General features: G+C 62.9%; 22 protein-coding genes. 14 read left to right on the top strand and 8 right to left on the bottom strand.

Going from position 1 to position 21,564, the window contains the following annotated elements; all coding sequences use genetic code 11:
* Positions 1–52 precede the first annotated feature (52 nt).
* On the top strand, positions 53–631 hold the full coding sequence (locus WBF69_RS03775) for a DJ-1/PfpI family protein (protein ID WP_424261382.1): 579 nt from the start codon (positions 53–55) through the stop codon (positions 629–631).
* Positions 632–694: 63 nt separating this feature from the next.
* Positions 695–1,060, top strand: coding sequence for a ribbon-helix-helix domain-containing protein (locus WBF69_RS03770; RefSeq protein WP_424261380.1), 366 nt, complete (start codon positions 695–697; stop codon positions 1,058–1,060).
* 66 nt (positions 1,061–1,126) lie between these two features.
* Here the strand turns inward: WBF69_RS03770 and WBF69_RS03765 are convergent, their stop codons facing one another.
* The gene (locus WBF69_RS03765) at positions 1,127–2,662 is read right to left on the bottom strand and encodes an MDR family MFS transporter (protein WP_424261378.1); all 1,536 of its coding nucleotides are present in this window, start codon (positions 2,660–2,662) and stop codon (positions 1,127–1,129) included.
* A gap of 58 nt (positions 2,663–2,720) precedes the next feature.
* Between WBF69_RS03765 and WBF69_RS03760 the strand changes: the two genes are divergently transcribed.
* Both WBF69_RS03760 and WBF69_RS03755 read left to right on the top strand, forming a co-directional pair.
* On the top strand, positions 2,721–3,023 hold the full coding sequence (locus WBF69_RS03760) for a biotin--protein ligase (protein WP_424261376.1): 303 nt from the start codon (positions 2,721–2,723) through the stop codon (positions 3,021–3,023).
* The gene (locus tag WBF69_RS03755) at positions 3,020–3,808 is read left to right on the top strand and encodes a lipoate--protein ligase family protein (RefSeq protein WP_424261374.1); all 789 of its coding nucleotides are present in this window, start codon (positions 3,020–3,022) and stop codon (positions 3,806–3,808) included. Before WBF69_RS03760 ends, WBF69_RS03755 begins: the two co-directional genes overlap by 4 nt.
* Before the next feature lie 45 nt (positions 3,809–3,853).
* Here the strand turns inward: WBF69_RS03755 and WBF69_RS03750 are convergent, their stop codons facing one another.
* Both WBF69_RS03750 and WBF69_RS03745 read right to left on the bottom strand, forming a co-directional pair.
* A complete protein-coding gene (locus tag WBF69_RS03750) occupies positions 3,854–4,573 on the bottom strand; it encodes an RNA polymerase sigma factor (RefSeq protein WP_424261372.1) in 720 nt (239 codons plus the stop codon).
* A gap of 84 nt (positions 4,574–4,657) precedes the next feature.
* Complete coding sequence (locus WBF69_RS03745; protein WP_424261370.1) at positions 4,658–4,993, bottom strand: carboxymuconolactone decarboxylase family protein; 336 nt, start codon at positions 4,991–4,993, stop codon at positions 4,658–4,660.
* Positions 4,994–5,178: 185 nt separating this feature from the next.
* Here WBF69_RS03745 and WBF69_RS03740 point away from each other — a divergent pair, with 185 nt between their 5' ends.
* The gene (locus tag WBF69_RS03740) at positions 5,179–6,105 is read left to right on the top strand and encodes a DMT family transporter (protein WP_424261368.1); all 927 of its coding nucleotides are present in this window, start codon (positions 5,179–5,181) and stop codon (positions 6,103–6,105) included.
* A gap of 24 nt (positions 6,106–6,129) precedes the next feature.
* Here the strand turns inward: WBF69_RS03740 and WBF69_RS03735 are convergent, their stop codons facing one another.
* Complete coding sequence (locus tag WBF69_RS03735; RefSeq protein WP_424261366.1) at positions 6,130–6,693, bottom strand: DUF924 family protein; 564 nt, start codon at positions 6,691–6,693, stop codon at positions 6,130–6,132.
* 11 nt (positions 6,694–6,704) lie between these two features.
* A complete protein-coding gene (locus WBF69_RS03730) occupies positions 6,705–7,694 on the bottom strand; it encodes a diaminopimelate dehydrogenase (RefSeq protein ID WP_424261364.1) in 990 nt (329 codons plus the stop codon).
* Positions 7,695–7,901: 207 nt separating this feature from the next.
* Between WBF69_RS03730 and sstT the strand changes: the two genes are divergently transcribed.
* Entirely contained in the window at positions 7,902–9,137 is a 1,236-nt protein-coding gene (gene sstT, locus WBF69_RS03725) for a serine/threonine transporter SstT (RefSeq protein WP_424261362.1), read from the top strand.
* Here sstT and WBF69_RS03720 read toward each other — a convergent pair.
* The 3 genes from WBF69_RS03720 to ompA all read right to left on the bottom strand — a co-directional run bounded on the left by WBF69_RS03720 (position 9,091) and on the right by ompA (position 11,154).
* Positions 9,091–9,777, bottom strand: a complete 687-nt coding sequence (locus WBF69_RS03720) for an HAD family hydrolase (RefSeq protein ID WP_424261360.1) — start codon at positions 9,775–9,777, stop codon at positions 9,091–9,093. The two genes, sstT and WBF69_RS03720, sit on opposite strands and share 47 nt — an antisense overlap.
* A 5-nt stretch (positions 9,778–9,782) precedes the next feature.
* A complete protein-coding gene (gene ubiG / locus WBF69_RS03715) occupies positions 9,783–10,490 on the bottom strand; it encodes a bifunctional 2-polyprenyl-6-hydroxyphenol methylase/3-demethylubiquinol 3-O-methyltransferase UbiG (protein ID WP_424261359.1) in 708 nt (235 codons plus the stop codon).
* A gap of 94 nt (positions 10,491–10,584) precedes the next feature.
* On the bottom strand, positions 10,585–11,154 hold the full coding sequence (gene ompA, locus WBF69_RS03710; protein WP_424261357.1) for an outer membrane protein OmpA: 570 nt from the start codon (positions 11,152–11,154) through the stop codon (positions 10,585–10,587).
* 372 nt (positions 11,155–11,526) lie between these two features.
* Here ompA and gyrA point away from each other — a divergent pair, with 372 nt between their 5' ends.
* The 8 genes from gyrA to WBF69_RS03670 form a co-directional block, all read left to right on the top strand.
* Complete coding sequence (gyrA, locus tag WBF69_RS03705) at positions 11,527–14,217, top strand: DNA gyrase subunit A (RefSeq protein WP_424261355.1); 2,691 nt, start codon at positions 11,527–11,529, stop codon at positions 14,215–14,217.
* Positions 14,214–15,344 (top strand): 3-phosphoserine/phosphohydroxythreonine transaminase, encoded by a 1,131-nt coding sequence (serC, locus tag WBF69_RS03700; RefSeq protein ID WP_424261354.1) that lies wholly within the window; start codon positions 14,214–14,216, stop codon positions 15,342–15,344. Before gyrA ends, serC begins: the two co-directional genes overlap by 4 nt.
* Positions 15,337–16,425: a prephenate dehydratase gene (gene pheA, locus WBF69_RS03695; protein WP_424261352.1), complete on the top strand. Its 1,089-nt coding sequence runs from the start codon at positions 15,337–15,339 to the stop codon at positions 16,423–16,425. The genes serC and pheA overlap by 8 nt, the downstream gene beginning before the upstream one ends.
* Before the next feature lie 12 nt (positions 16,426–16,437).
* Positions 16,438–17,550: a histidinol-phosphate transaminase gene (gene hisC, locus WBF69_RS03690; RefSeq protein ID WP_424261350.1), complete on the top strand. Its 1,113-nt coding sequence runs from the start codon at positions 16,438–16,440 to the stop codon at positions 17,548–17,550.
* Complete coding sequence (locus WBF69_RS03685) at positions 17,547–18,440, top strand: prephenate dehydrogenase (RefSeq protein WP_424261348.1); 894 nt, start codon at positions 17,547–17,549, stop codon at positions 18,438–18,440. The genes hisC and WBF69_RS03685 overlap by 4 nt, the downstream gene beginning before the upstream one ends.
* A complete protein-coding gene (aroA, locus tag WBF69_RS03680) occupies positions 18,437–19,762 on the top strand; it encodes a 3-phosphoshikimate 1-carboxyvinyltransferase (protein WP_424261346.1) in 1,326 nt (441 codons plus the stop codon). Before WBF69_RS03685 ends, aroA begins: the two co-directional genes overlap by 4 nt.
* Positions 19,763–19,770: 8 nt before the next feature.
* Positions 19,771–20,469 carry a (d)CMP kinase gene (cmk, locus tag WBF69_RS03675; protein WP_424261344.1) on the top strand — a complete coding sequence of 233 codons (699 nt, stop codon included), beginning with the start codon at positions 19,771–19,773 and terminating at the stop codon, positions 20,467–20,469.
* 109 nt (positions 20,470–20,578) lie between these two features.
* Positions 20,579–21,564, top strand: a 986-nt coding sequence (locus tag WBF69_RS03670) for a 30S ribosomal protein S1 (RefSeq protein ID WP_424261342.1), incomplete at its 3' end; no start/stop codon positions are given.

Below are 21,564 nucleotides of genomic sequence, written 5' to 3'. Positions count from 1 at the left end.
GCGAAAGCATCACAATGGACCTGATATCCATACTCAGAACAGGAGACACGTGATGGCTAAGAAACTACTGATGCTGGTGGGTGACTACGTCGAAGACTACGAAGTCATGGTGCCGTTCCAGGCCTTGCAGGCGGTCGGGCATCGCGTCGATGCGGTGTGCCCAGGGAAAAAGGCAGGCGAATGGGTGGCCACGGCAGTGCATGATTTTGACGGCGCCCAGACCTACAGCGAAAAACCCGGACATCGCTTCACGGTGAACCACGATTTCGACACGGTGGATGCGGCAGCCTATGACGCGCTGGTCGTCCCGGGGGGACGGGCGCCCGAATACCTGCGCATGGACGACCGTGTGCTGGACATCGTGCGTCATTTCCACAAGGCCAACAAGCCCATCGCGGCGATCTGCCATGGGGCGCAGTTGCTGGCGGCGGCCGGCGTGCTGCAGGGCCGCACGTGTTCCGCCTATCCGGCTTGCGCGGCGGAAGTCCGCCTGGCGGGCGGCCAGTATGCCGACATCGCGGTCGATCAGGCACATACGGATGGCAATCTGGTCACGGCGCCGGCCTGGCCTGCGCACCCGGCCTGGATCGCCCAGTTCCTGGCGGTTCTGGGGACGCGCATTCAGCACTGATTCCCCGAATCGGCGTCCGTCTCTACAATCAAGAGATGAAGCGCCTGCTCAGGAGCCTGTGCCATGTGTGAAATCTTCATCCGGGCCAATCCCGGGTCCTACGACAGTGAAAGCCGTTCGCTGCGCCTGCATGGCGTGGCGACCAGCGTCCGTCTGGAACATCTGTTCTGGCATGTGCTGGAAGACATTGCCCGGCGCGACGGCATGCGGGTGACTCAACTGATCGAGCGTCTGTACGACGAATTGCTGCAGCATCGGGGCGAGACCGGCAATTTCGCCTCATTCCTGCGGGTCTGTTGCCTGCGTTATCAGATGCTGCAGGTCGGCGGTCGCATCCCGACGGATGCAGGCGTGCCGCTGCGTTCGCTGGATGCCAGTGTGGTGCTGCGTGATCTGCCAGAGCTGCTCTGCGAAAGCCAGCCGGCCTGAATCTGTCTGGACGGGCGGCGCCCGGTGCTTTCCGGCCTGGCTGCCGTGTCGTGGGGCTGGCATGGATCAGGCCGTCGCCTGTTCAGTGTGTCGCGGCATCAGCAGCACGGCCAGCAGCGTCAGAACCGCAATGCCGATCATCCCCATGTAGACCTGATGGGTGGCCGCATCGAAGGCCGATAACAGATACTGGCGGGTGGCGGATGCAACCGGGTCCGTCTGCAGCGCCGTGATGACGCCGTTGACGGTGGGCAGGGCGCCATCCAGCGCGGCCGGCGCGGCAGCCAGCGCGTCGCGCATGGTGTTGTTGAACAGCGCACCGACCACGGCGGCCCCCAGGCTCTGCCCCAGGTAACGCGACCACATATTGGCGCTGGTGGCGACGCCGCGCTGGTGCCAGGGAACGACGGATTGCACGCTGACCAACAGGGGAGTGGACAGCATGCCGAAGCCGGCGCCCAGCAGGACCTGGTCTGCGGTGACGAGCCAGGTGGCAGGCTGGGGTGGCAAGGCAACGAACCCCAGGATCGCCAACAGAATCAGGACACCGCCAAACAGCGCCGTATCCCGGAAGCCGAACTGCAGATACAGGCGCCCCGACCACGCGGATGCACAGACCCAGCCCAGGCTCATGCTGGCCAGCACCAGGCCGGCGCTGATCGGCCCCAGGCCCATGACCGATTGGGCGAACACCGGCAGATAAGTCCCCGGCGCCATCATGACCAGGCCCATGCCCAGCGCGCCCAGGTTCGAGCCCAGCATCAGCCGGTGGCGCCAGACCCATCCGGGCATGATGGGTTCGGCGGCGCGCCGTTCGCGCTTCACGGTGGCGATGATCAGCAGTGTGAACAGGGTGAAGGTCGCCAGGCTGGGGCCGGACAGCCATGCCCAGGCGTTGCCCCCTTGCAGCAGGCCGAAGACCCCGACGGCCCCCGTCAGCATCATCAGGATGGCGCCGACGTAGTCGATGGCATGCCGCTGGGCGGGCGCCTGCTCGTGCAGGTAACGAGCGATCAGGCCGATGGCCGCCAGTCCGATGGGGAGATTGATCAGGAAGACCCAGCGCCACGTGGCATATTCGGCAAAAGCGCCGCCCAGGGTGGGGCCGGCGATGGCGGCCATGCCCCAGACGCTGGACAGCCAGCCTTGCACCCTGGCGCGTTCGCGGGTCGAGTACAGATCGCCCGCCAGTGTGTTGACCGTGGCCATGATGGATCCGGCCCCCAGGCCCTGTATGGCGCGAAAGACGATCAGCGGCACCATGCCCCAGGCCAGGGCGCAGGCCGCCGAGCCCAGCAGGAACAAGGCGGACCCGCCGATCAGCACCGGTTTGCGGCCATACAGATCGGACAGTTTGCCGTAGATGGGGATGGTGACGGTCTGGGCCAGCAGGTAGATGGAGAACAGCCAGGTGAATTGATCGAAGCCGCCCAGGTCGCCGACGATCTGCGGAATCACGGTGGCGACGATGGTGATGTCCATGGCCGCCAGCGACATGGTCAGCATCAGGGCGGCGAGTATCCAGCCTCGGTGAGCGACCGGAGCGATGTCGGCGGGCTGGCTGTAGGGGGAATCCTGTTTTTCAGGGGGGATCGCGGTCATAATGGCGGCTGTGCAACGAAGCTTCAATCTTAGTCCACACGATTGGCGGAAAAAACGGATGAATAGTCCTACTGTGAACCCTGACCCAGGGCATGGCGAATACAAAATCCCAGGCGGAAAGCTGGTGGTGGTGGATCTGCAGGTGGTGGATGGCTGCTTGAGCAAAGTGCGGTTGTCGGGGGATTTCTTTCTCGAACCGCCCGAGACTCTGGATGCCATCAACGCAGCGCTGGAAGGCCTGCCGGCAGATGCCGATGCGGCGCGCCTGACGCGGGCGGTGAATGATGTCCTGGGGACGGATGTTCAGATGTTCGGCCTGACCCCGGAAGGGATCGCCGTCGTGATCCAGAGGGCGCTATGAGCGAATCCGCGCCCCGCAGCGCCTGGACCGATTTCGACTGGCAACTGCTGCATCCAGCGCCTTTGATGCCCTTGCAGCACATGGCCCTGGATCAGGTGCTGCTGGACGAGGTCGCCGCCGGTCGCCGGGCGCCGACCCTGCGCATCTGGGAATGGGCCGCGCCCGCCGTCGTCATCGGTATTTTCCAATCCCTGAAAAACGAGGTGGACGCCCAGGCGGCCCAGGCTCAAGGTATTCAGATCGTGCGCCGCATCAGCGGCGGCGGCGCGATGTTCGTGGAACCCGGCAATACCATCACGTATTCGATCTATGCGCCGCTGTCCCTGGTGGACGGCATGAGTTTTCGCGATGCCTATGCCTATATGGATGATTTCGTCTTGCAGGCACTGGGGGATCTGGGCATCAAAGCCTGGTATCAGCCGCTGAACGACATCACCTCCGAGGGTGGCAAGATCGGCGGCGCCGCCCAGGCCCGCCGGGGCGGCGCCGTGCTGCATCACGTGACCATGGCCTACGACATCGACGCGGACAAGATGCTGCAGGTTCTGCGTATCGGTCGGGAAAAACTATCAGACAAGGGCACTACGTCCGCCGCCAAGCGTGTGGACCCGCTGCGCAGCCAGACCGGTCTGTCCAGGGAAGCCATCATCGCCCGTATGCTGGATACGTTTCGGCAGCGCAATGGCTTGCGGGATGACAGCTTGACAGTCGACGAACTGGCTCAGGCCGAGCGTTTGATCGGGGAAAAATTCGGCGCTCCCGAATGGCTGGCCAAAGTCCCTTAGCATGATCGCTCGGGGGGTACCTGACGGGGGCGGTGCCGTCTTGGGTCAGGTGGAATCCTTCAGAATGCCGGCAGCCCGCATCCGGGCGTGAACGCCTGCGACGATGCGGTTGCAGCGTTCTCCGGCAAACGAGAATGCCTGGCTGGTCTGCGGGTCGAAATCCTGCTTCAGGGCGTCCTGCAACAAGCGACGGGCCCGCATGAAGCGCACCCGGACGGTCGCCTCCGGCATGTTCAAGACCTGGGCGACCTCGGCGGCGGACATTTCCTCGACCCCGCGCAGCATGAAAACCGTCCGGTATATGTCGGGCAGGGCATCGATGCGCTCTTCTATCTGATGGCGCAACTCCGCCCGCCAGGCGGCTTGGTCTGGGCGAGTGGCATTGGAAGCCGGAAGGTCGGAGCCGGGCGTATGCATATTGTCTGGTTCAGTGGAAACCTGATATGCCGATTGGATGTGGGCTTCACGGGTTTTGTTTCGTCGAAGGCGCATCAGGGCTTCGTTCACTGCGATGCGGGTCAGCCATGTGGCGGGTTGCGCGTCGGCGCGGAAATCCGCCAAGTGCTGGTAGGCTTTCCACCAGGCCTCTTGGACGGCGTCCTCGGCTTCGGCCTCGTCGTGCAGCACGCTGCGCGCGGCCCGGTACAGTTGCTGGTTGTGCCGGCGCATCAGCAAATCGAATGCCTGCAACTGGCCGGCACGGCACCAGCTGATCAGCGATAGATCGCTTTCCTTTGATAAGTCCTGCGGAATTTGAGTATCCACTTTGCTTCCCCGAATAGGCCTGGACGTGATTGGATGCAGCCAGGCGGGAAAACGTTTCACAGCCCCGTCTGGCGGCCAGCCGGATCAGGCGTGGTCTTTGCCGTGCAGGCCATCCAGGGTTTGCAGGGCCAGGTTGGAATGCGCATAGGCCCCACCGGCCCGCATTTCGGCAGCGACCCAGATGGCTTCCATGATTTCGGCATCCGTGGCGCCTGCGCGCGATGCGCCTTCGGTGTGGCCCTTGATGCAGTAGGGACACTGGGTGACATGGGCGACGGCGACAGCGATCAACTGCTTGGTCTTGGCATCCAGGGCGCCGGGCGCAAAGACGGCTTTGCTGAAGGCCTTGAACGCAGCCAGCGGTTCGGGGGCCAGTTCGGCGCGGCGTTTGGCGAGATCGGCGGAGGCTGGGGGGAACATAGGCGAATCCATGAGCGGCTCCTGATGCGATGATGGTTGATGCCTCTATCATCATAGACCTGGTATTTGTACTGAGCCAGCGAACCCCTGTTGCCGGCAGGGGCAGGGGCGGCTCACGCATCCGGTCAGACCGAAAATCCATGATGGACACCCTACAATACGGGCTTTAGTCTGGGGATTCTTGCGTGGAACACCGTCAACCCATGGATGGCCGGGCGTCCGGACTCATGCTGTTGCTGTGCCTGATCTGGGCGATGCAGCAGATTGCGCTCAAGGCCACGACCGAGGACTTTTCCCCTGTGTTTCAGATTGGCGTGCGCACGGCGCTGGGCGGTCTGCTGGTCGGTGTGGCGATGATTTGGCGGCGTGAACGGATCGGCGGCGCCTTGGCCCTCTGGAAACCCGGCCTGTGCGCCGGCGCCCTGTACGCTCTGGAATTCATCCTGATCGGAGAAAGCCTGCGTTTCACCACCGCGGGCCACGTGATTGTCTTGCTGTATACGGCGCCGATCTTCGCCGCGATCGGATTGCACTGGAAACTGGCCGAGGAACGCCTGGCCGCAGTGCAATGGGCCGGGGTCGTTCTAGCGTTTGTCGGCGTGGGGATCGCCTTTCTGCTGCGTGGAGACCATACGCCGACCTTGGCCAGCGCCATGCTGTGGGGGGATCTGCTAGCCTTGTTTGGCGGTGCGGCATGGGGGGCGACGACTGTTGTGGTCCGGGTGACACCGCTGGCGTCGCTGCCGGCCAGCCAGACCCTGATGTACCAGTTGGCAGGCGGTTCGACGTTATTGCTGTTGGCGGCGATGCTGATGGGGCAGACGACTTTTCATTCCACGCCGCTGGTCTGGGCGGGGTTGGCCTTTCAGGTCGTGTTCGTGGCGTTTTTCAGCTATCTGGCCTGGTTCTGGCTGCTGACAAAATACCTGGCGTCGCGCCTGGGCGTCTTTTCATTCCTGACGCCTTTGTTTGGCGTGATCCTGGGCGCCTGGTTGTTGGACGAGCCCATCGGGCCGGGTTTTCTGCTGGGGTCCTTGTTGGTCGTGGCGGGCGTCGTGCTGCTCAGCGGCTATGGCTGGTACGCGCAGTGGCGTATCGGCAGGGCAGCGTGATGCGTGGCAAGCCGCCGACTGACCTTACCCAGAGAATCCCCCGGAATCCAGAAAGGCCTGTTCTTCGGCGCTGGTGATGCGGCCTAGCGCGGCATTGCGGTGGGGAAACCGACCGAATCGGATAATGATGTCGTAATGCATCTTCGCCCAAGGCATGGAATCAGGCGCATGCTGGTGATACAAAATCAAGGCTTCGCGCTGGACGGCCAGGTCTTCGGAATGCATGAAGGGCAGGCAGATGAAATTGCGCAGGGAGGGTTCGAGCTGGTCCAGAAAGCCCAGGCTGCGGCGCGCATAAGCCAGCGCCAGCCCGTCGGTGGCGAACATATGGCCCGTGTCGCGAAAGGCATTGCGCGGATACTGGTCCAGCAGCAGGATCAGCGCCAGGGCGGATTCGGGCTGCTGCAACCAGTCTTCCAGTTCCTGGCGCGCTGCTGCGTAATGGGCGTCGTAGAAACGGCTGCGGAAGGCGGCATCGAATGCCGCATCTTTGGCGAACCATTTCGCTGGCCCGGCTTCCCGCCAGAAATCGATCATGGCCTGGGCAGTTGGCGCGAGGGCGGTCGGAGAGTGGCGGGAAGTCGTCATGACAGTTTTGCCTATAGAAGTTCGCGGCGCAGGTCCGCCGCAGATTTGGGGGACAGCAGGCCGGGGGCCACGTCAAAGACCGTGCGGGCGCCGCTTTCTCCGGCGGATTTCATACGCCAGGCGGCCCGCGCATAGGCGACCAGCACGCTGGATGTGAAACCGGGATTGCTGGCCAGTTTCAGGGAATATTCCATCACCTGCTGATCATCCCGGCCCGATTGGCCGCTGCGGATGACAAAGCCCCCGTGCGGCATGCCGGCGTGCTCGCGCTGCAGCGTATCTGCATCGATGAAATGCACGGTGGTGTCGTAGTCGGCAAAATAGTCCGGCATGGTTACGATGGCCTGTTCCACCTGTTGCGCATCGGCGCCGTCCTGCAGCACGACATAGCAGGTGCGCGTGTGTTTTTCACGCGTGCTCAGGGTCGGTCGGTGGCCGGAACGTACCCGTTCGATCGCGTCCTGCGCCGGGATGGTGTATTGCACCCCTGCGGCCACGCCCGGCACGTGGCGGATGGCGTCAGAATGGCCTTGGCTTAGGCCCTTGCCCCAGAACGTATAGGTGTCGCCCTCGGGCAGAATGGCCTCGCCCATCAGGCGGTTGATGGAGAACAGGCCGGGATCCCAGCCGACGGCCAGGATGGACAGATTGCCATGCGCGCGCGCTACGTGATCGACCGCCTGGAAATACTGGGGGATGCGGGCATGGGTGTCATAGCTGTCCACGGTGGTGAACCATTGGGCCAGTTCCGGGCCTTGCACCGGCAGATCGTCCTTGGACCCGCCGCACAGAATCAGGACATCGATGTCGTCGCGGCGTGCTGCTGCGCTGTCCAGCGACCAGACCGGCACCGACGGATCGTCCAGCACCAGGGATCCGGGATCGCGGCGCGTGAAGACGCCGACCAACTGCATGTCGGCATGGCGGGCGATGGCTGCTTGCGCGCCGCGGCCCAGATTGCCATAGCCGGCGATGCCGATGCGGATGGGGGATGAAGCCATGAAATTCCTTTCAGTAGTGATCGACCGGATGCGGCGGATGATGAATTGTATCGGCTCATGGGGCCAGGGTGGCCGGATGTTAGAATGGCGGCCATTTCTTATTGGCGCAGCCTCCTGCCGGTTTTCCGGGGCGGGGTGATGTGGGCAGAGCAGGTACATGGTTGATCTTCCTGGCCCGTGGCCAGTGGTTCATCCTGGAGTACCGTCATGGCGTCTACCGCCCTCAAACCCAATCCGCTGCTGCAGTTCGTCAGCAATGGCAGCCTTGTGACGCAGATCCTCATCGGCCTGATCGCCGGTGTGCTGTTGGCTTATGTCTCCCCCGATACCGCGCAGGCTGTCGGCCTGCTGGGCGGCTTGTTCGTGTCGGCCTTGAAGGCCGTCGCCCCGTTGCTGGTGTTCGTTCTGGTGGCTGCCTCTATCGCCAATCATAAACAGGGCGCCCAGACGCGGCTGGGGCCGATCCTGGGCTTGTATCTGGTGGGCACGTTTGCGGCGGCGCTGGTGGCGGTGGTCGCCAGCTTCCTGTTCCCCCTGACCATTCAGCTGCAACAGGGAGATGCCACCTTGTCGCCGCCCAGCGGCGTGATCGAGGTCTTGCGCAATCTCTTGTTCAGCGTGGTGGACAATCCGGTGCATGCTCTGCTGGAAGCAAATTACATCGGCATTCTGGCCTGGGCGGTAGGCTTGGGCATCGCCTTGCGCCATGCACATGGGACCACCAAGAACATCATGGCCGACCTGTCCTTGGGGCTGTCCTTTATCGTGCGCGTCGTGATCCGCATGGCCCCCCTCGGGATCTTCGGCCTGGTGTCCGCCACGATTGCCGATACCGGGTTCGGCGCCTTGCTGGATTATGCTCGTCTGCTGGCCCTGCTGCTGGGTTGCATGATCTTCGTGGCGCTGGTGGTCAATCCCCTGATCGTATTCTGGCGGATTCGCGCCAATCCCTATCCCCTGGTGCTGACCTGCCTGCGTGAATCGGGGGTGACGGCGTTCTTTACCCGCAGTTCCGCCGCCAATATTCCGGTCAATATGGCGCTGTGTGAAAAGCTGGGTCTGGAGAAAGACACCTATTCGGTCTCGATTCCCCTGGGCGCCACGATCAATATGGCCGGCGCGGCCATCACCATCACGGTGCTGACGCTGGCCGCCGTGAATACGCTGGGGGTGCCTGTGGACCTGTTCACCGCCTTGTTGCTAAGCATTGTGGCGGCGGTCTGCGCCTGCGGTGCATCGGGCGTGGCCGGCGGGTCCTTGCTGCTGATTCCGGTGGCGTGCAGTCTGTTCGGCATTTCCAACGACCTGGCGATGCAGGTCGTCGGGGTAGGCTTCATTATCGGCGTGCTGCAGGATTCGGCGGAAACCGCCCTGAATTCCTCGACCGACGTGCTGTTTACGGCAGCGGGTTCGGCTCGCGCTGCTGCGCCCAGCGCTGAATGATGGGCCACAGATCTGCCGGCTGGCGGGCGATAGCGTCCGCCTGCCAGCGGTTCGGATCGTCCAGCGAGCAGTAGCCATAAGCGGCGACCACGGTCGCCATGCCGGCGGCCTTGCCCGCCACGATGTCGCGCTCGTCATCGCCCACGTACAGGCATTGGTCCGGGGTGAAGCCCGCCTGTCGGGCCGCATGCAGCAGGGGTTCGGGGTGCGGCTTGGCATGGGGGGTCGTGTCGCCGCCCACCGTTACGCGACAGCGGGGTTCCAGCCCCAGGTGACGCACGATCGGCAAGGCCAGGGATTCCACCTTGTTGGTCACGATGCCCCAGCCCACCGAGGCATCGGCCAGTTGATCCAGCAAAGCGTCTATGCCGGAAAACAATCGGGTGTGCGTCAGCATGTCCTGCGCATAGTCCTGCAGGAATTGTTGGCGGCTGCGTTCGTATTCCTCGCTGCCTGGGTCCAGATCCAGCGCGGCCTTCAGCAGACCGCGCGCCCCATGCGAGGCGTACGGGCGCAGGGCTTCGTAGGGCAGGGGATCCAGCCCCCGGTAACTGCGTTGACGGTTGGCGGCGGCGGCCAGATCGGGCGCCGTATCGGCTAACGTGCCGTCAAAGTCAAAGAGAACGAGACAAGGCTGCATGAGGTTCATTCCGGGCGGCGCGCCGCCATGAAATAATTCACCCCCGTATCTGGGGACAGGCGGTACTGCCGGGTGATCGGCAGGTATTCCAGGCCGCTGAGCGCGCTGGTTTCCAGGCCTGCCGCGCGGGCGGCGGCAGCCAGTTCGCTGGGCGTGATGAAGTGATCGTAGCTATGAGTGCCTTTTGGCACCATGCGCAACAGGTATTCGGCCGCCACGATCGCCAGCAGAAAAGATTTCGGATTGCGATTCAATGTTGAAAAGCAGACCAATCCGCCGGGGCGGACCAGGCGGGCGGCAGCCTGCACGATGGCAGCCGGGTCCGGCACGTGTTCCAGCAATTCCATGCAGGTCACCAGATCGAATTGTCCGGGCTGCTGCTCTGCGTAGTCTTCGGCGCTGACACATTCATATTGCACGTGCACGCCCGATTCGTGGCCATGCAGGCGGGCGACTTGCAATGACGCCTTGGCCAGATCGATACCGGTGACCTGAGCGCCTTCGGCTGCCATGGCTTCGGTCAGCAGACCGCCGCCGCAACCGATGTCCAGCACCCGCAGCCCTTTCAGTGCGCCTGCCTGGGTGCGGATCCAGTCCAGTCGCAGGGGGTTGATGTCGTGCAGCGTCTTCAGGTCGCCTTGGGGATCCCACCAATTGGAAGCCAGGGCACTGAATTTGTCGAGCTCGGCGGGATCGGCGTTGGTGGTTTGCATGAATTCGGGTTCCAGAAATGAACAAGGCTCCGCATGCGCGGAGCCTTGAGGCGCCATCGCGCCTGGGGCGCGATGGCTCGTACGGCCTGCAGAATTACTTGCGGGTACCGACGATTTCGATTTCCACGCGGCGGTTCTGGGCGCGACCTTCGCGCGTCTTGTTGGACGCGACCGGTTGCAGTTCGCCCTTGCCTTCGGCGTAGATACGATCAGCAGCAACACCCTTGCTGACCAGATACTGCTTGACCGAATTGGCACGGCGCTCGGACAGTTTCTGGTTGTAGGCTTCGGTACCGATGGAATCGGTGTGGCCGACAGCAATGATGGTTTCCAGATTGATGGTGCCGGCTTGTTGGGCGACCTGATCCAGAACTTGCTTGCCTTCGGGCTTGATGGTGGACTTGTCGAAGTCGAAGAACGTATCGGCGTTCAGGACAACCTTGCTGGCGGTCGGGGCGACGACAGGCGCTTCGGCGACGGGCTTGCCGCAGCCTTCGGCAGCGGTGGCGGGCGTCCAGAACGCATCGCGCCAGCATTGTTCACCGCTGGCATTCTTCCAGACATGGCCATCAACGTTGGTCCAGTTGTCGGAAGCCGACGCAGTACCCATGGCAGCCATGGCAGCAATGGCGAGTCCAATAGCGATTTTGGAGGGTTTATTCATGTTTCTCCTCGTTTGAGCATGATGCTTGAAAGTGACCGCAGCGAACCCCCGCCGCATCTCGAAAGAACATTTCCAGTATAGCAATGTCTAGTTGGAAAACTGTCAATTGCGCTGGGCTTGGTGCGTGTTAGCCGAAATCTTAAGGCATTTTCCCTGATCGGGTTAAGTATTGAACGCCCCGTCCGGTACTCTGAGGGCAATTTATCCGGGACCGACCCCCTGGTTGTGGGCTTTTTGCAACGCTGGGCCTTTTCCAGCCGGACTCGGACGAGCGCCCGCATCGCTTGCCCGCACCGATGGTGTCCTGAGGTGGATGATAGAATCACCGATTGCCTCCCGGCGGTTTGACGCCTATCGGTTTCGGACATACACATGGAATCCTTCGCTAAAGAGACCCTGCCTATTTCGCTTGAAGACGAAATGCGGCGCAGCTATCTGGATTACGCCATGAGCGTGATCGTGGGGCGTGCCCTGCCTGATGTGCGCGATGGCCTCAAGCCCGTGCACCGGCGCGTTCTGTTCGCCATGCACGAATTGAACAACGACTGGAATCGGGCCTATAAAAAGTCCGCCCGTATCGTCGGCGACGTGATCGGTAAATATCACCCGCACGGTGATTCAGCCGTCTACGACACCATCGTCCGCATGGCGCAGGATTTTTCGCTGCGCTACATGCTGGTCGACGGCCAGGGTAACTTCGGCTCCGTGGATGGCGATAATGCCGCCGCCATGCGTTACACCGAAGTCCGTCTGGCGAAGATCGCTCATGAATTGCTGGCCGACATCGATCAGGAAACGGTCGATTTTGGTCCTAACTACGATGGCAGCGAACAGGAACCCCTGCTGCTGCCCTCGCGCCTGCCCAATCTGCTGGTCAACGGCAGCGCCGGGATCGCCGTGGGGATGGCCACCAATATCCCGCCGCACAATCTGTCCGAAGTCGTCGAGGGCTGCCTGTATTGCCTGCGCAACCCCGATTGCACCATCGATGAGTTGATCGAGCGCATTCCGGCGCCGGATTTCCCCACGGGCGGCATCATTTACGGCATGTCGGGGGTGCGCGAAGGCTACCGCACCGGGCGCGGACGCGTCATCATGCGCGCCAAGGCTCACTTCGAAGACCTGCCGCACGGCAATCGCCAGGCCATCGTCGTCGATGCGATCCCCTATCAGGTGAACAAAAAATCCCTGCAGGAACGCATCGCCGAACTGGTCAATGAAAAGAAGATCGAGGGCATTTCCGACATCCGCGACGAATCGGACAAGGACGGCATGCGTCTGGTCATCGAACTCAAACGCGGTGAAGTGCCCGAGGTCGTCCTCAACAATCTGTACAAGAACACCCAGTTGCAGGAAACCTTCGGCATGAACATGGTGGCGCTGGTCGACGGCCAGCCGCGCCTGCTGAACCTGAAACAGATGGTGCAGTATTTCCTGCAGCATCGCCGCGAAGTCGTCACCCGCCGCACGATCTTCCAGCTGCGCAAGGCCCGCGAGCGCGGCCATGTGCTGGAAGGCCTGGCCGTGGCATTGGCGAATATCGATGATTTCATCGCCATCATCAAAGCGGCCCCCACGCCGCCGGTGGCGCGCCAGGCCCTGATGGATCGCAGCTGGGATTCGTCTCTGGTGCGGGAAATGCTAGCGCGCGCGGATGGCAATGTGGCGTCCGGCGGGCGGGCCGCCTATCGTCCCGATGGGCTGGAACCCCGCTTCGGACTGCAGGCCGATGGTCAGTACAACCTGTCCGAGGTTCAAGCCCAGGAAATCCTGAACATGCGGTTGCAGCGCCTGACGGGGCTGGAGCAGGACAAGATCGTCGGCGAATACCGCGAGATCATGGATACGATCGCCGATCTGCTGGATATTTTGTCCAAGCCAGAGCGTGTGACGGCCATCATTGGTGACGAACTGCAGTCGATCCGTGCGGAATTCTCTGCCCCGGGCAGCGACTCCCGCCGTTCCGAAATCGAATTCAACGCTACCGAACTCGAAACCGAAGACCTGATCACTCCCATGGATATGGTGGTGACCTTGTCGCGCAGCGGCTACATCAAGAGCCAGCCCTTGTCGGAATACCGGGCGCAGAAACGCGGCGGTCGCGGCAAGCAGGCCACCACCATGAAAGAAGACGACTGGGTCGACCAGCTCTTCATCGCTAATACGCACGATTTCCTGCTGTGTTTCTCGGATCGTGGCCGGGTCTATTGGCTGAAGGTCTGGGAAGTCCCGCAGGGATCGCGCAATTCGCGTGGCCGTCCCATCGTCAATATGTTCCCGCTGGTCGATGGCGAAAACATTACCGCCGTGCTCCCGGTCAAGGCTTTCAGCGACGATCATTACATCTTCATGGCGACGTCGCGCGGCACGGTTAAAAAGACCCCGCTGTCGGACTTCTCCAATCCCCGCAAGGCCGGCATCATTGCCGTCGGCCTGGACGAAGGCGATTTCCTGATCGGCGCTGAACTGACCGACGGCAAGCATGACGTCATGCTGTTCTCCGACGCCGGCAAGGCCGTGCGTTTCGACGAGAACGACGTGCGTCCGATGGGCCGTACGGCGCGCGGCGTGCGGGGCATGTTCCTGGAAGAAGGCCAGTCCGTCATCGCCTTGCTGGTGGCCGAGGACGAAACGCAAAGCGTGCTGACCGCCACCGAAAACGGCTATGGCAAGCGTACGTCCATCGTCGAATACACCCGTCACGGACGCGGTACCAAGGGCATGATCGCCATTCAGACCTCGGCGCGCAACGGCAAGGTCGTCAGCGCCGTGCTGGTGCAGCCCGAAGACGAAATCATGCTGATCACCACCAGCGGTGTGCTGGTGCGCACCCGGGTCTCGGAAATCCGCGAGATGGGTCGGGCCACCCAAGGGGTGACGCTGATTAATGTGGACGAGGACAGCAGCCTGATCGGGGTGCGTCGCGTGGCCGAAAGCGATATGGATGACGAAAGCGATGCGTCTGCCGACGACGCCGACGGTCACGCAGAAGGCCAGGCAGGCGATACGCCGACGGGCGATGTTGCGCCCGAAGCCGACTCTTCCCCCAAGGATCCTTCATGAACCGCCCCTGGAATTTTGCCGCAGGCCCCTCGACGCTGCCTCTGGAAGTGCTGCAGCAGGCTGCGGCGGACCTGTGCGACTGGCAGGGCAGCGGCACCTCGGTCATGGAAATGAGCCACCGCGGCAAACACTACAGCCGCATCCGCGACGAGGCCGAAGCCGATCTGCGTACCCTGTTGGCGGTGCCGGATGATTTCGAAGTCCTGTTCATGCAGGGCGGCGCCTCGGCGCAGAATGCCCTGGTTCCCCTGAATCTGATGGGCAGAAATGGTCTAGGACGCGCGGATTACGTGCTCAGCGGCCATTGGGCGCGAAAGTCCTTCAACGAGGCTCAGCGCTATGGCGACGTCGCCGTGGCGGCCACGGCTGAATCCTCCGTCGATCTGGATGGACAGTCCTATGGTCCCTGGTGCTGGCTGCCTGCCCAGGATCAGTGGCGCGTCCGCCCGGATGCGGCCTACCTGCACTTGTGCGCCAATGAAACCATTGGCGGCATTGAACAGGCCGTCATGCCGGATATGGCGGATCTGGGGGCGCCGGATGTGCCGCTGGTGGCGGACATGTCTTCGAATATCCTGTCGCGGGCCATCAATTTTTCCCGCTTGGGCATGGTCTACGCCGGGGCGCAGAAAAATGCCGGTCCGGCGGGCGTGACGCTGGTATTCGTGCGCAAGGACCTGATCGGCCATGCGTTGCCATATTGTCCCTCGGTATTCGACTATGCGCCGGTGGCTGCTGCTCAGTCCATGTTCAATACGCCGCCCACCTTCGCCATCTATATGGCTGGGTTGGTGTTCAAATGGCTGTTGAACAACGGCGGCGTCGCCGCCATGGACGCCGCCAGCATGCGCAAATCCCGTGCGTTCTATGATTATCTGGACAGTTCGTCCTTCTACGAAAGCCGCATCCATCCGGCGGTCCGGTCGCGAATGAACGTCCCGTTCTTCCTGCGCGACGAATCGCTGAATGCCGCCTTTTTGGCGGAATCGGAATCCGCCGGTCTGCTGGCCCTGAAGGGCCACAAAGCCGTCGGCGGCATGCGGGCGTCTCTGTACAACGCCATGCCCTTCGAGGGCGTCCAGGCGCTGATCAGTTTCATGCAGGATTTCGAGGCCCGTCATGGCTGAATCAGATCTGCAGGCCAGCCTGGAACCTTTGCGGGCACGCATCGACGCGCTGGATGAGCAGATCCTGATCCTGCTGAATCAGCGCGCCCAGGCGGCTTTGCAGGTGGGCGACGTCAAAAAGCGCTTTGATGCCAATGGGCCGGTGCTCAAGCCAGAGCGCGAGGCCCTCATCATCCGTCGCCTGCAGACCATCAATAGCGGGCCCATCCCGGAAGCAGCCGTTGCAGCTATCTGGGGGCAGGTCATTTCCGCCTGCCGGGGCCTGGAAAGCATTTTGACCGTGGCCTTCTTGGGGCCGCAGGGCTCGTTTTCGGAACAAGCCGCCTATGAACACTTCGGTCGGGCCATCACCGGCCTGCGCTGCGAATCCTTTGACGAGGTGTTTCGCGCTGTGGAAGCCGGCCAGGCCGACGTCGGCATGGTGCCGGTCGAAAATTCCACCGAAGGCGCCGTCAACCGCAGTCTGGATTTGCTGCTCAGTTCCTCGCTCAAGGTCCTGGGCGAGCGCACCATCCGCATCCACCATAATCTGCTGACCCTGACGGGGGGGCTGGAAGGGGTGCGCCGCGTACTGGGGCATCCCCAGGCGCTGGCCCAGTGCCAGGCCTGGCTGAGCCGCAATCATCCCCGTCTGGAACGTCTGCCGGTTGCCAGCAATGCCGAGGCGGCCCGCATGGCAGCCGAGGACCCCACTTGTGCCGCCATTGCCGGCGATGCCGCCGCCGCCGCGTGGGGACTCAGTGCGGTCGTCAGCGGCATCCAGGACGATCCTCAGAACCAGACGCGTTTTCTGGCGGTCGGCGCGCAGGATGCCGGGCCGACCAACCGCGACAAGACCAGCCTGATCCTGGCTGTCCCCAACCGGGCGGGAGCGGTCTACGATATGCTCGCGCCCCTGTCGCGACACGATGTGTCCATGACGCGCTTCGAATCCCGGCCCGCCCGCACCGGTCAGTGGGAATACTATTTCTATGTCGACCTGCTGGGTCATCATCAAGACGAACCCGTGCGCGAAGCCCTGGCTGAATTGCGCCAGCAGGTAGCTTTTTTCAAGATTCTGGGCTCCTATCCCCGGCAATGAGGTAATTTCGTCATGACCCAGCCCCTGGCCCCCGATCATATCCGGGCGATTGCGCCTTACCAGGCCGGCAAGCCCATCGAAGAGCTGGCCCGTGAATTCGGCCTGGACCCAGCCGGCATCATCAAGCTGGCGTCGAATGAAAACCCGCTGGGCTGTTCCGATCAGGTCCGTCATGCGCTTGGTCAGGCCGTGGCCGGCCTGCAGGGCCGTTACCCCGACCCCAACGGCTTCGACCTCAAGGCGGATCTGGCGGCTCGCCACGCCGTGCCGGCGACCTGGATTACCTTGGGCAATGGATCCAACGATCTGCTGGAACTGGCTTCCCTGGCTTTGCTGGACGAGGGCGCGTCCGCCGTATACGCCGAACATGCCTTTGTCGTCTACCGGCTCAGCACGCAGGCGCGCGGTGCGCGACACGTGCAGGTGCCGGCCCGCGACTACGGGCATGATCTGCCGGCCATGCTGGATGCCATCGCCGACGATACCCGTCTGGTGTTCATCGCCAATCCCAATAACCCCACCGGCACCCATGTGCCGCCGGCCCAGGTGCAGTCCTTTCTGGATGCCGTTCGGGATCGTCACGGCGATCGCGTGACGGTACTGCTGGACGAGGCCTACGACGACTATCTGGACCCCGACGAGCGGACGGACAGCGCCCTCTGGGTGCGTGAATATGCCAATCTGATTGTGACCCGCACCTTTTCCAAAGCCTATGGCTTGGCGGGCTTGCGGGTGGGCTATGCGCTGGCTCAGCCGGGTTTGACGGATTTGTTGAACCGTGTGCGCCAACCTTTCAACGTCAATGCGCTGGCCCAACTGGCGGCCCGGGCGGCGTTGGCGGATACGGATTTCCTGGCGCGCACCTACGCCCTGAATCGCGAGGGCAGAACCCAGTTGCAAAACGCCTTTGCGGCGCTGGGCCTGGAATATGTGCCCAGCCACAGCAATTTTGTCCTGGTCAAAATCGGTGATGCCGCCCGTGTGCACGGTGAATTGCTGCGCCGGGGCATCATCGTGCGTCCGGTGGCGGGCGACGGGCTGCCGCAGCATCTGCGCGTCAGTATTGGTCTGCCTCAGGAAAATACCCGCTTCATTCAGGCGCTGACCGATATTCTGCGGCCATGAGCAGTGTGACCGACCCTCTGGTGCCGGTGCTGGCCGTGGTGGGCACCGGTCTGATCGGCGGCTCGTTTGCGGCGGCCTTGCGCCGGGTAGGGCAGGTGGGGCGCGTGCTGGGAGTGGGGCGTCAGCCGGCATCCCTGCAGCGCGCCCGCGAATTGGGCCTGATCGACGAGATCGTCACGCTGCCGCAGGCAGCCGCCCAGGCCGACCTGATCTTTCTGGCCACGCCGGTGGGCGCGATGACCGGCATTCTGCAAGCCTTGACGCCGCATTTGCGCCCGCAGACGCTGGTCACGGATGCCGGCAGCACCAAATCCGACGTGGCGAGGATCGCGCGAGACGTCCTGGGCGATCGCTGCGTGCAGTTCATTCCGGGGCATCCGATCGCCGGGTCCGAAATGACTGGTCCCGAAGCTGCCGATTCTTTGCTGTACCACGGTCGTAAAGTCGTCTTGACGCCGTTCGACGATACCCCCGGCGCGGTCCAGCATCGCCTGATCCGCATCTGGGAAGCCACCGGCGCCAGAGTGCAACTGATGGACCCTGCCGCGCACGATCGGGCCTTGGGCTGCGTCAGTCACCTGCCGCATCTCTTGGCGGCGGTCTTCATGGCGCAGGTCATTCGGGCCGACGATGCCGATACCCGGCTGGGCCTGGCCGGCACCGGCTTTCGGGATTTCACTCGTATTGCGGCAGGCTCTCCGGAAGTCTGGCGCGACATTTTCTTTTCCAATCGTTCCGCGGTGCTCAGCGAACTCGATGATTTCGTCCAGGTGCTCGATACCTGGCGGGCTGCGCTGAATGACGACACCCACCCTGAAACTCTTGAGACCCTGCTCGAACAATCGGCGCTGGCGCGCCGGTTCTGGGGCGGGCGCAATCCGATGCCATGACTGATCGCACCCCCTTCCTGACTCTGCCGCCGTCCGTTCGGGCCGCAGGCGCCGTGGCCTTGCCTGGCTCCAAAAGCATTTCCAATCGGGCGCTGCTGCTGGCGGCGCTGGCCGAGGGTGAAACGACGCTGACCGGCCTGCTGGATTCCGACGATACGCGGGTGATGGTGGCGGCCTTGCAGGCGCTGGGTGTGGATGTGCAGCTCGATGGCAAAGGGGGCGCGCGCGTAGTCGGCGCATCCGTGTGGCCGCAGCGCCAGGCGGATCTGTTCATGGGCAATGCGGGCACGGCCATCCGTCCCTTGACCGCTGCTTTGGCCGTCATGGGGGGCGACTATCGCCTGTCGGGTGTGCCGCGCATGCATGAACGTCCCATCGGGGATCTGGTGGACGCGTTGCGCGCGCTGGGCTGTGATCTACGTTACGAAGCCCAGGACGGTTATCCGCCGTTGAAGATTTCCCAGGGCAGCCTGCGCGCCGATCAGCCCATCCGGGTGCGCGGTTCGGTGTCCAGCCAATTTTTGACGGCCTTGCTGATGGCGGCCCCGATCGCAGCGGGTCGCGCCGGCCAGCCGATCGTCATCGAACTGGACGGGCCGCTGATTTCCAAGCCCTATATCCTGATCACCCTGAATCTGATGGCTCGTTTCGGCGTGACGGTGCAGCGTGACGGCTGGGAACGATTCACCATTCCGGCTCACGCGCGCTATCGCAGTCCCGGTCGCTATGCCATCGAGGGCGATGCGTCGTCTGCGTCCTATTTTCTGGGGCTGGGCGCGATTGCGGGCGGCCCGATCCGCTTGCAAGGTGTGGGCGCCGACAGCATCCAGGGCGATCTGGCTTTTGCGGATGTCGTCCAGGACATGGGCGCGCAGGTGCGCAGCGAAGCCGACGCGCTCGTCGTTCAGGGGCCGGTGGTGGCGCAGGGGGAACGGTTGCGGGCTTTTGACCGTGATTTCAATCTGATTCCCGATGCCGCCATGACGGCGGCTGTGCTGGCGCTGTACGCCGATGGACCATGCCGCTTGCGCAATATCGCCAGCTGGCGGGTCAAGGAAACCGATCGCATCGACGCCATGCATGCCGAGCTGGCCCGGCTGGGCGCGCGGGTCGAATCCGATGCCGACAGCCTGACGGTGTATCCCCTGGCAGCGGGGCAGTGGCGTTCGGCCCGGATCAACACCTACGACGACCACCGGATGGCGATGTGCTTTTCGCTGGCGGTTTTCGGTCCTGTCCCGGTCACGATTCTGGACCCCGATTGCGTGGCCAAGACCTATCCGGCATATTTTCAGGATTTCCAAAGCCTGCTGCAGGCCTGAGACGGACCATGAAAACTGATTCCAGTGGCACATCCGCCATTCCCGTCATTACGATTGACGGGCCCACCGCCTCGGGCAAGGGCACCATCGCCCAGCGCGTGGCCGACCATCTGGGCTGGCATGCGCTGGACAGCGGGGCGCTGTACCGGCTGACGGCGCTGGCCGTGCAGCAGGCGGGGGGGGATGGCAGCGATGAACAGCAGGCGGCGGAACAGGCGCGCCGGCTCGATGCGCGCTTTGGCGCCGGCCTGATCCAATTGAACGGCCAGGATGTCACACGCCTCATCCGCCAGGAAGCTATTGGCAGCCTGGCGTCGCGAGTCGCGGCCTGGCCGGCGGTGCGCGCGGCCTTGCTGGCCCGGCAGCAGGACTTTCGCCAGGCGCCGGGCCTGGTGGCGGATGGTCGTGACATGGGGACGGTTGTATTCCCCGATGCCTCTCTGAAAATCTTTCTCGATGCCGATGTGCTTGTCCGGGCGGAAAGACGCCATAAGCAGTTGAGGGACAAGGGAATTTCTGCTAATCTAGACGACCTTTTAAATGATCTTCGCTTACGTGATGCACGTGATCGGGATCGGGCGCATGCGCCGCTTGTCGCGGCTGCAGGCGCAGTGACAATCGATTCATCCCGGATCGGGGTGGATCAGGTTGTTGATCAGGTGCTTGATCTGTGGCGTAGCCGTGGATCGGCGCATGGGCCTGCCTGACGGGCATGACCGGGATTTCCGGCATCTGTCATGCAGGATTTTTGTTCACTCCGCCGGGTTCGCCCTGGCGTGTCATCATTGCCCCTTGGGGCGTATGGATTAATTGTTCATGTCCACCCTTACCACTGAAGCCGCGTTGGGCGGTGAAAGCTTTGCCGATCTGTTTGCGGCCAGCATCAAAGATCAGAACATGCGCTCCGGCGAGGTCATCTCCGCCGAAGTCGTGCGTGTCGACCACAATTTCGTCGTGGTCAATGCAGGTCTGAAATCCGAAGCCTACATCCCCCTCGAAGAATTCCTGAACGATCAGGGTGAACTCGAAGTCCAGGACGGCGATTTCGTCTCCGTGGCCATCGATTCCCTGGAAAACGGTTATGGCGACACCATCCTGTCGCGCGACCGCGCCAAGCGCCTGTCGGCCTGGCTGCAGCTCGAACAGGCCCTGGAATCCGGCGAACTGGTCAACGGCACCATCACCGGCAAGGTCAAGGGCGGCCTGACGGTCATGACCAACGGCATCCGCGCCTTCCTGCCGGGTTCGCTGGTCGACCTGCGTCCCGTCAAGGACACCACGCCTTATGAAGGCAAGACCCTGGAATTCAAGGTCATCAAGCTCGACCGCAAGCGCAACAACGTGGTGCTGTCGCGCCGTGCCGTGCTCGAAGCCAGCATGGGCGAGGAACGCGAAAAGCTGCTCGAAAATCTGCACGAAGGCGCCATCATCAAGGGCATCGTCAAGAACATCACCGACTACGGCGCGTTCGTGGATCTGGGCGGTATCGACGGCCTGCTGCACATCACCGACATGGCCTGGCGCCGTGTCCGCCATCCCTCCGAAGTCCTGTCCGTCGGCCAGGAAATCGAAGCCAAGGTCCTCAAGTTCGACCAGGAAAAACAGCGCGTCTCGCTGGGCGTCAAGCAACTGGGCGAAGATCCCTGGATCGGCCTGGGCCGCCGCTACCCGCAAGGCACCCGCCTGTTCGGCAAGGTCACCAACCTGACCGACTACGGCTCGTTTGTTGAAGTCGAAGCCGGTATCGAAGGCCTGGTGCACGTCTCCGAAATGGACTGGACCAACAAGAACGTCGATCCGCG

Origin of the sequence: Castellaniella sp., assembly GCF_049673105.1 — a bacterium.
Taxonomy (GTDB): Bacteria; Pseudomonadota; Gammaproteobacteria; order Burkholderiales; family Burkholderiaceae_B; genus Castellaniella.
The sequence above is the reverse complement of the archived record's forward strand: the minus strand, read 5'-3'. Positions and strand labels throughout refer to the sequence as shown.

Excerpts from the sequence above, each read along its gene's own strand:
- gyrA (WP_424261355.1), top strand. The coding sequence starts at position 11,527 with ATGGAATCCTTCGCTAAAGAGACCCTGCCTATTTCGCTTGAAGACGAA.
- cmk (WP_424261344.1), top strand. The coding sequence starts at position 19,771 with ATGAAAACTGATTCCAGTGGCACATCCGCCATTCCCGTCATTACGATT.
- WBF69_RS03755 (WP_424261374.1), top strand. The coding sequence starts at position 3,020 with ATGAGCGAATCCGCGCCCCGCAGCGCCTGGACCGATTTCGACTGGCAA.
- ompA (WP_424261357.1), bottom strand. The coding sequence starts at position 11,154 with ATGAATAAACCCTCCAAAATCGCTATTGGACTCGCCATTGCTGCCATG.
- sstT (WP_424261362.1), top strand. The coding sequence starts at position 7,902 with ATGGCGTCTACCGCCCTCAAACCCAATCCGCTGCTGCAGTTCGTCAGC.
- WBF69_RS03730 (WP_424261364.1), bottom strand. The coding sequence starts at position 7,694 with ATGGCTTCATCCCCCATCCGCATCGGCATCGCCGGCTATGGCAATCTG.
- WBF69_RS03760 (WP_424261376.1), top strand. The coding sequence starts at position 2,721 with ATGAATAGTCCTACTGTGAACCCTGACCCAGGGCATGGCGAATACAAA.
- WBF69_RS03775 (WP_424261382.1), top strand. The coding sequence starts at position 53 with ATGGCTAAGAAACTACTGATGCTGGTGGGTGACTACGTCGAAGACTAC.
- WBF69_RS03765 (WP_424261378.1), bottom strand. The coding sequence starts at position 2,662 with ATGACCGCGATCCCCCCTGAAAAACAGGATTCCCCCTACAGCCAGCCC.
- ubiG (WP_424261359.1), bottom strand. The coding sequence starts at position 10,490 with ATGCAAACCACCAACGCCGATCCCGCCGAGCTCGACAAATTCAGTGCC.
- WBF69_RS03770 (WP_424261380.1), top strand. The coding sequence starts at position 695 with ATGTGTGAAATCTTCATCCGGGCCAATCCCGGGTCCTACGACAGTGAA.
- WBF69_RS03685 (WP_424261348.1), top strand. The coding sequence starts at position 17,547 with ATGAGCAGTGTGACCGACCCTCTGGTGCCGGTGCTGGCCGTGGTGGGC.
- WBF69_RS03745 (WP_424261370.1), bottom strand. The coding sequence starts at position 4,993 with ATGTTCCCCCCAGCCTCCGCCGATCTCGCCAAACGCCGCGCCGAACTG.
- serC (WP_424261354.1), top strand. The coding sequence starts at position 14,214 with ATGAACCGCCCCTGGAATTTTGCCGCAGGCCCCTCGACGCTGCCTCTG.
- WBF69_RS03720 (WP_424261360.1), bottom strand. The coding sequence starts at position 9,777 with ATGCAGCCTTGTCTCGTTCTCTTTGACTTTGACGGCACGTTAGCCGAT.
- hisC (WP_424261350.1), top strand. The coding sequence starts at position 16,438 with ATGACCCAGCCCCTGGCCCCCGATCATATCCGGGCGATTGCGCCTTAC.
- WBF69_RS03735 (WP_424261366.1), bottom strand. The coding sequence starts at position 6,693 with ATGACGACTTCCCGCCACTCTCCGACCGCCCTCGCGCCAACTGCCCAG.
- aroA (WP_424261346.1), top strand. The coding sequence starts at position 18,437 with ATGACTGATCGCACCCCCTTCCTGACTCTGCCGCCGTCCGTTCGGGCC.
- pheA (WP_424261352.1), top strand. The coding sequence starts at position 15,337 with ATGGCTGAATCAGATCTGCAGGCCAGCCTGGAACCTTTGCGGGCACGC.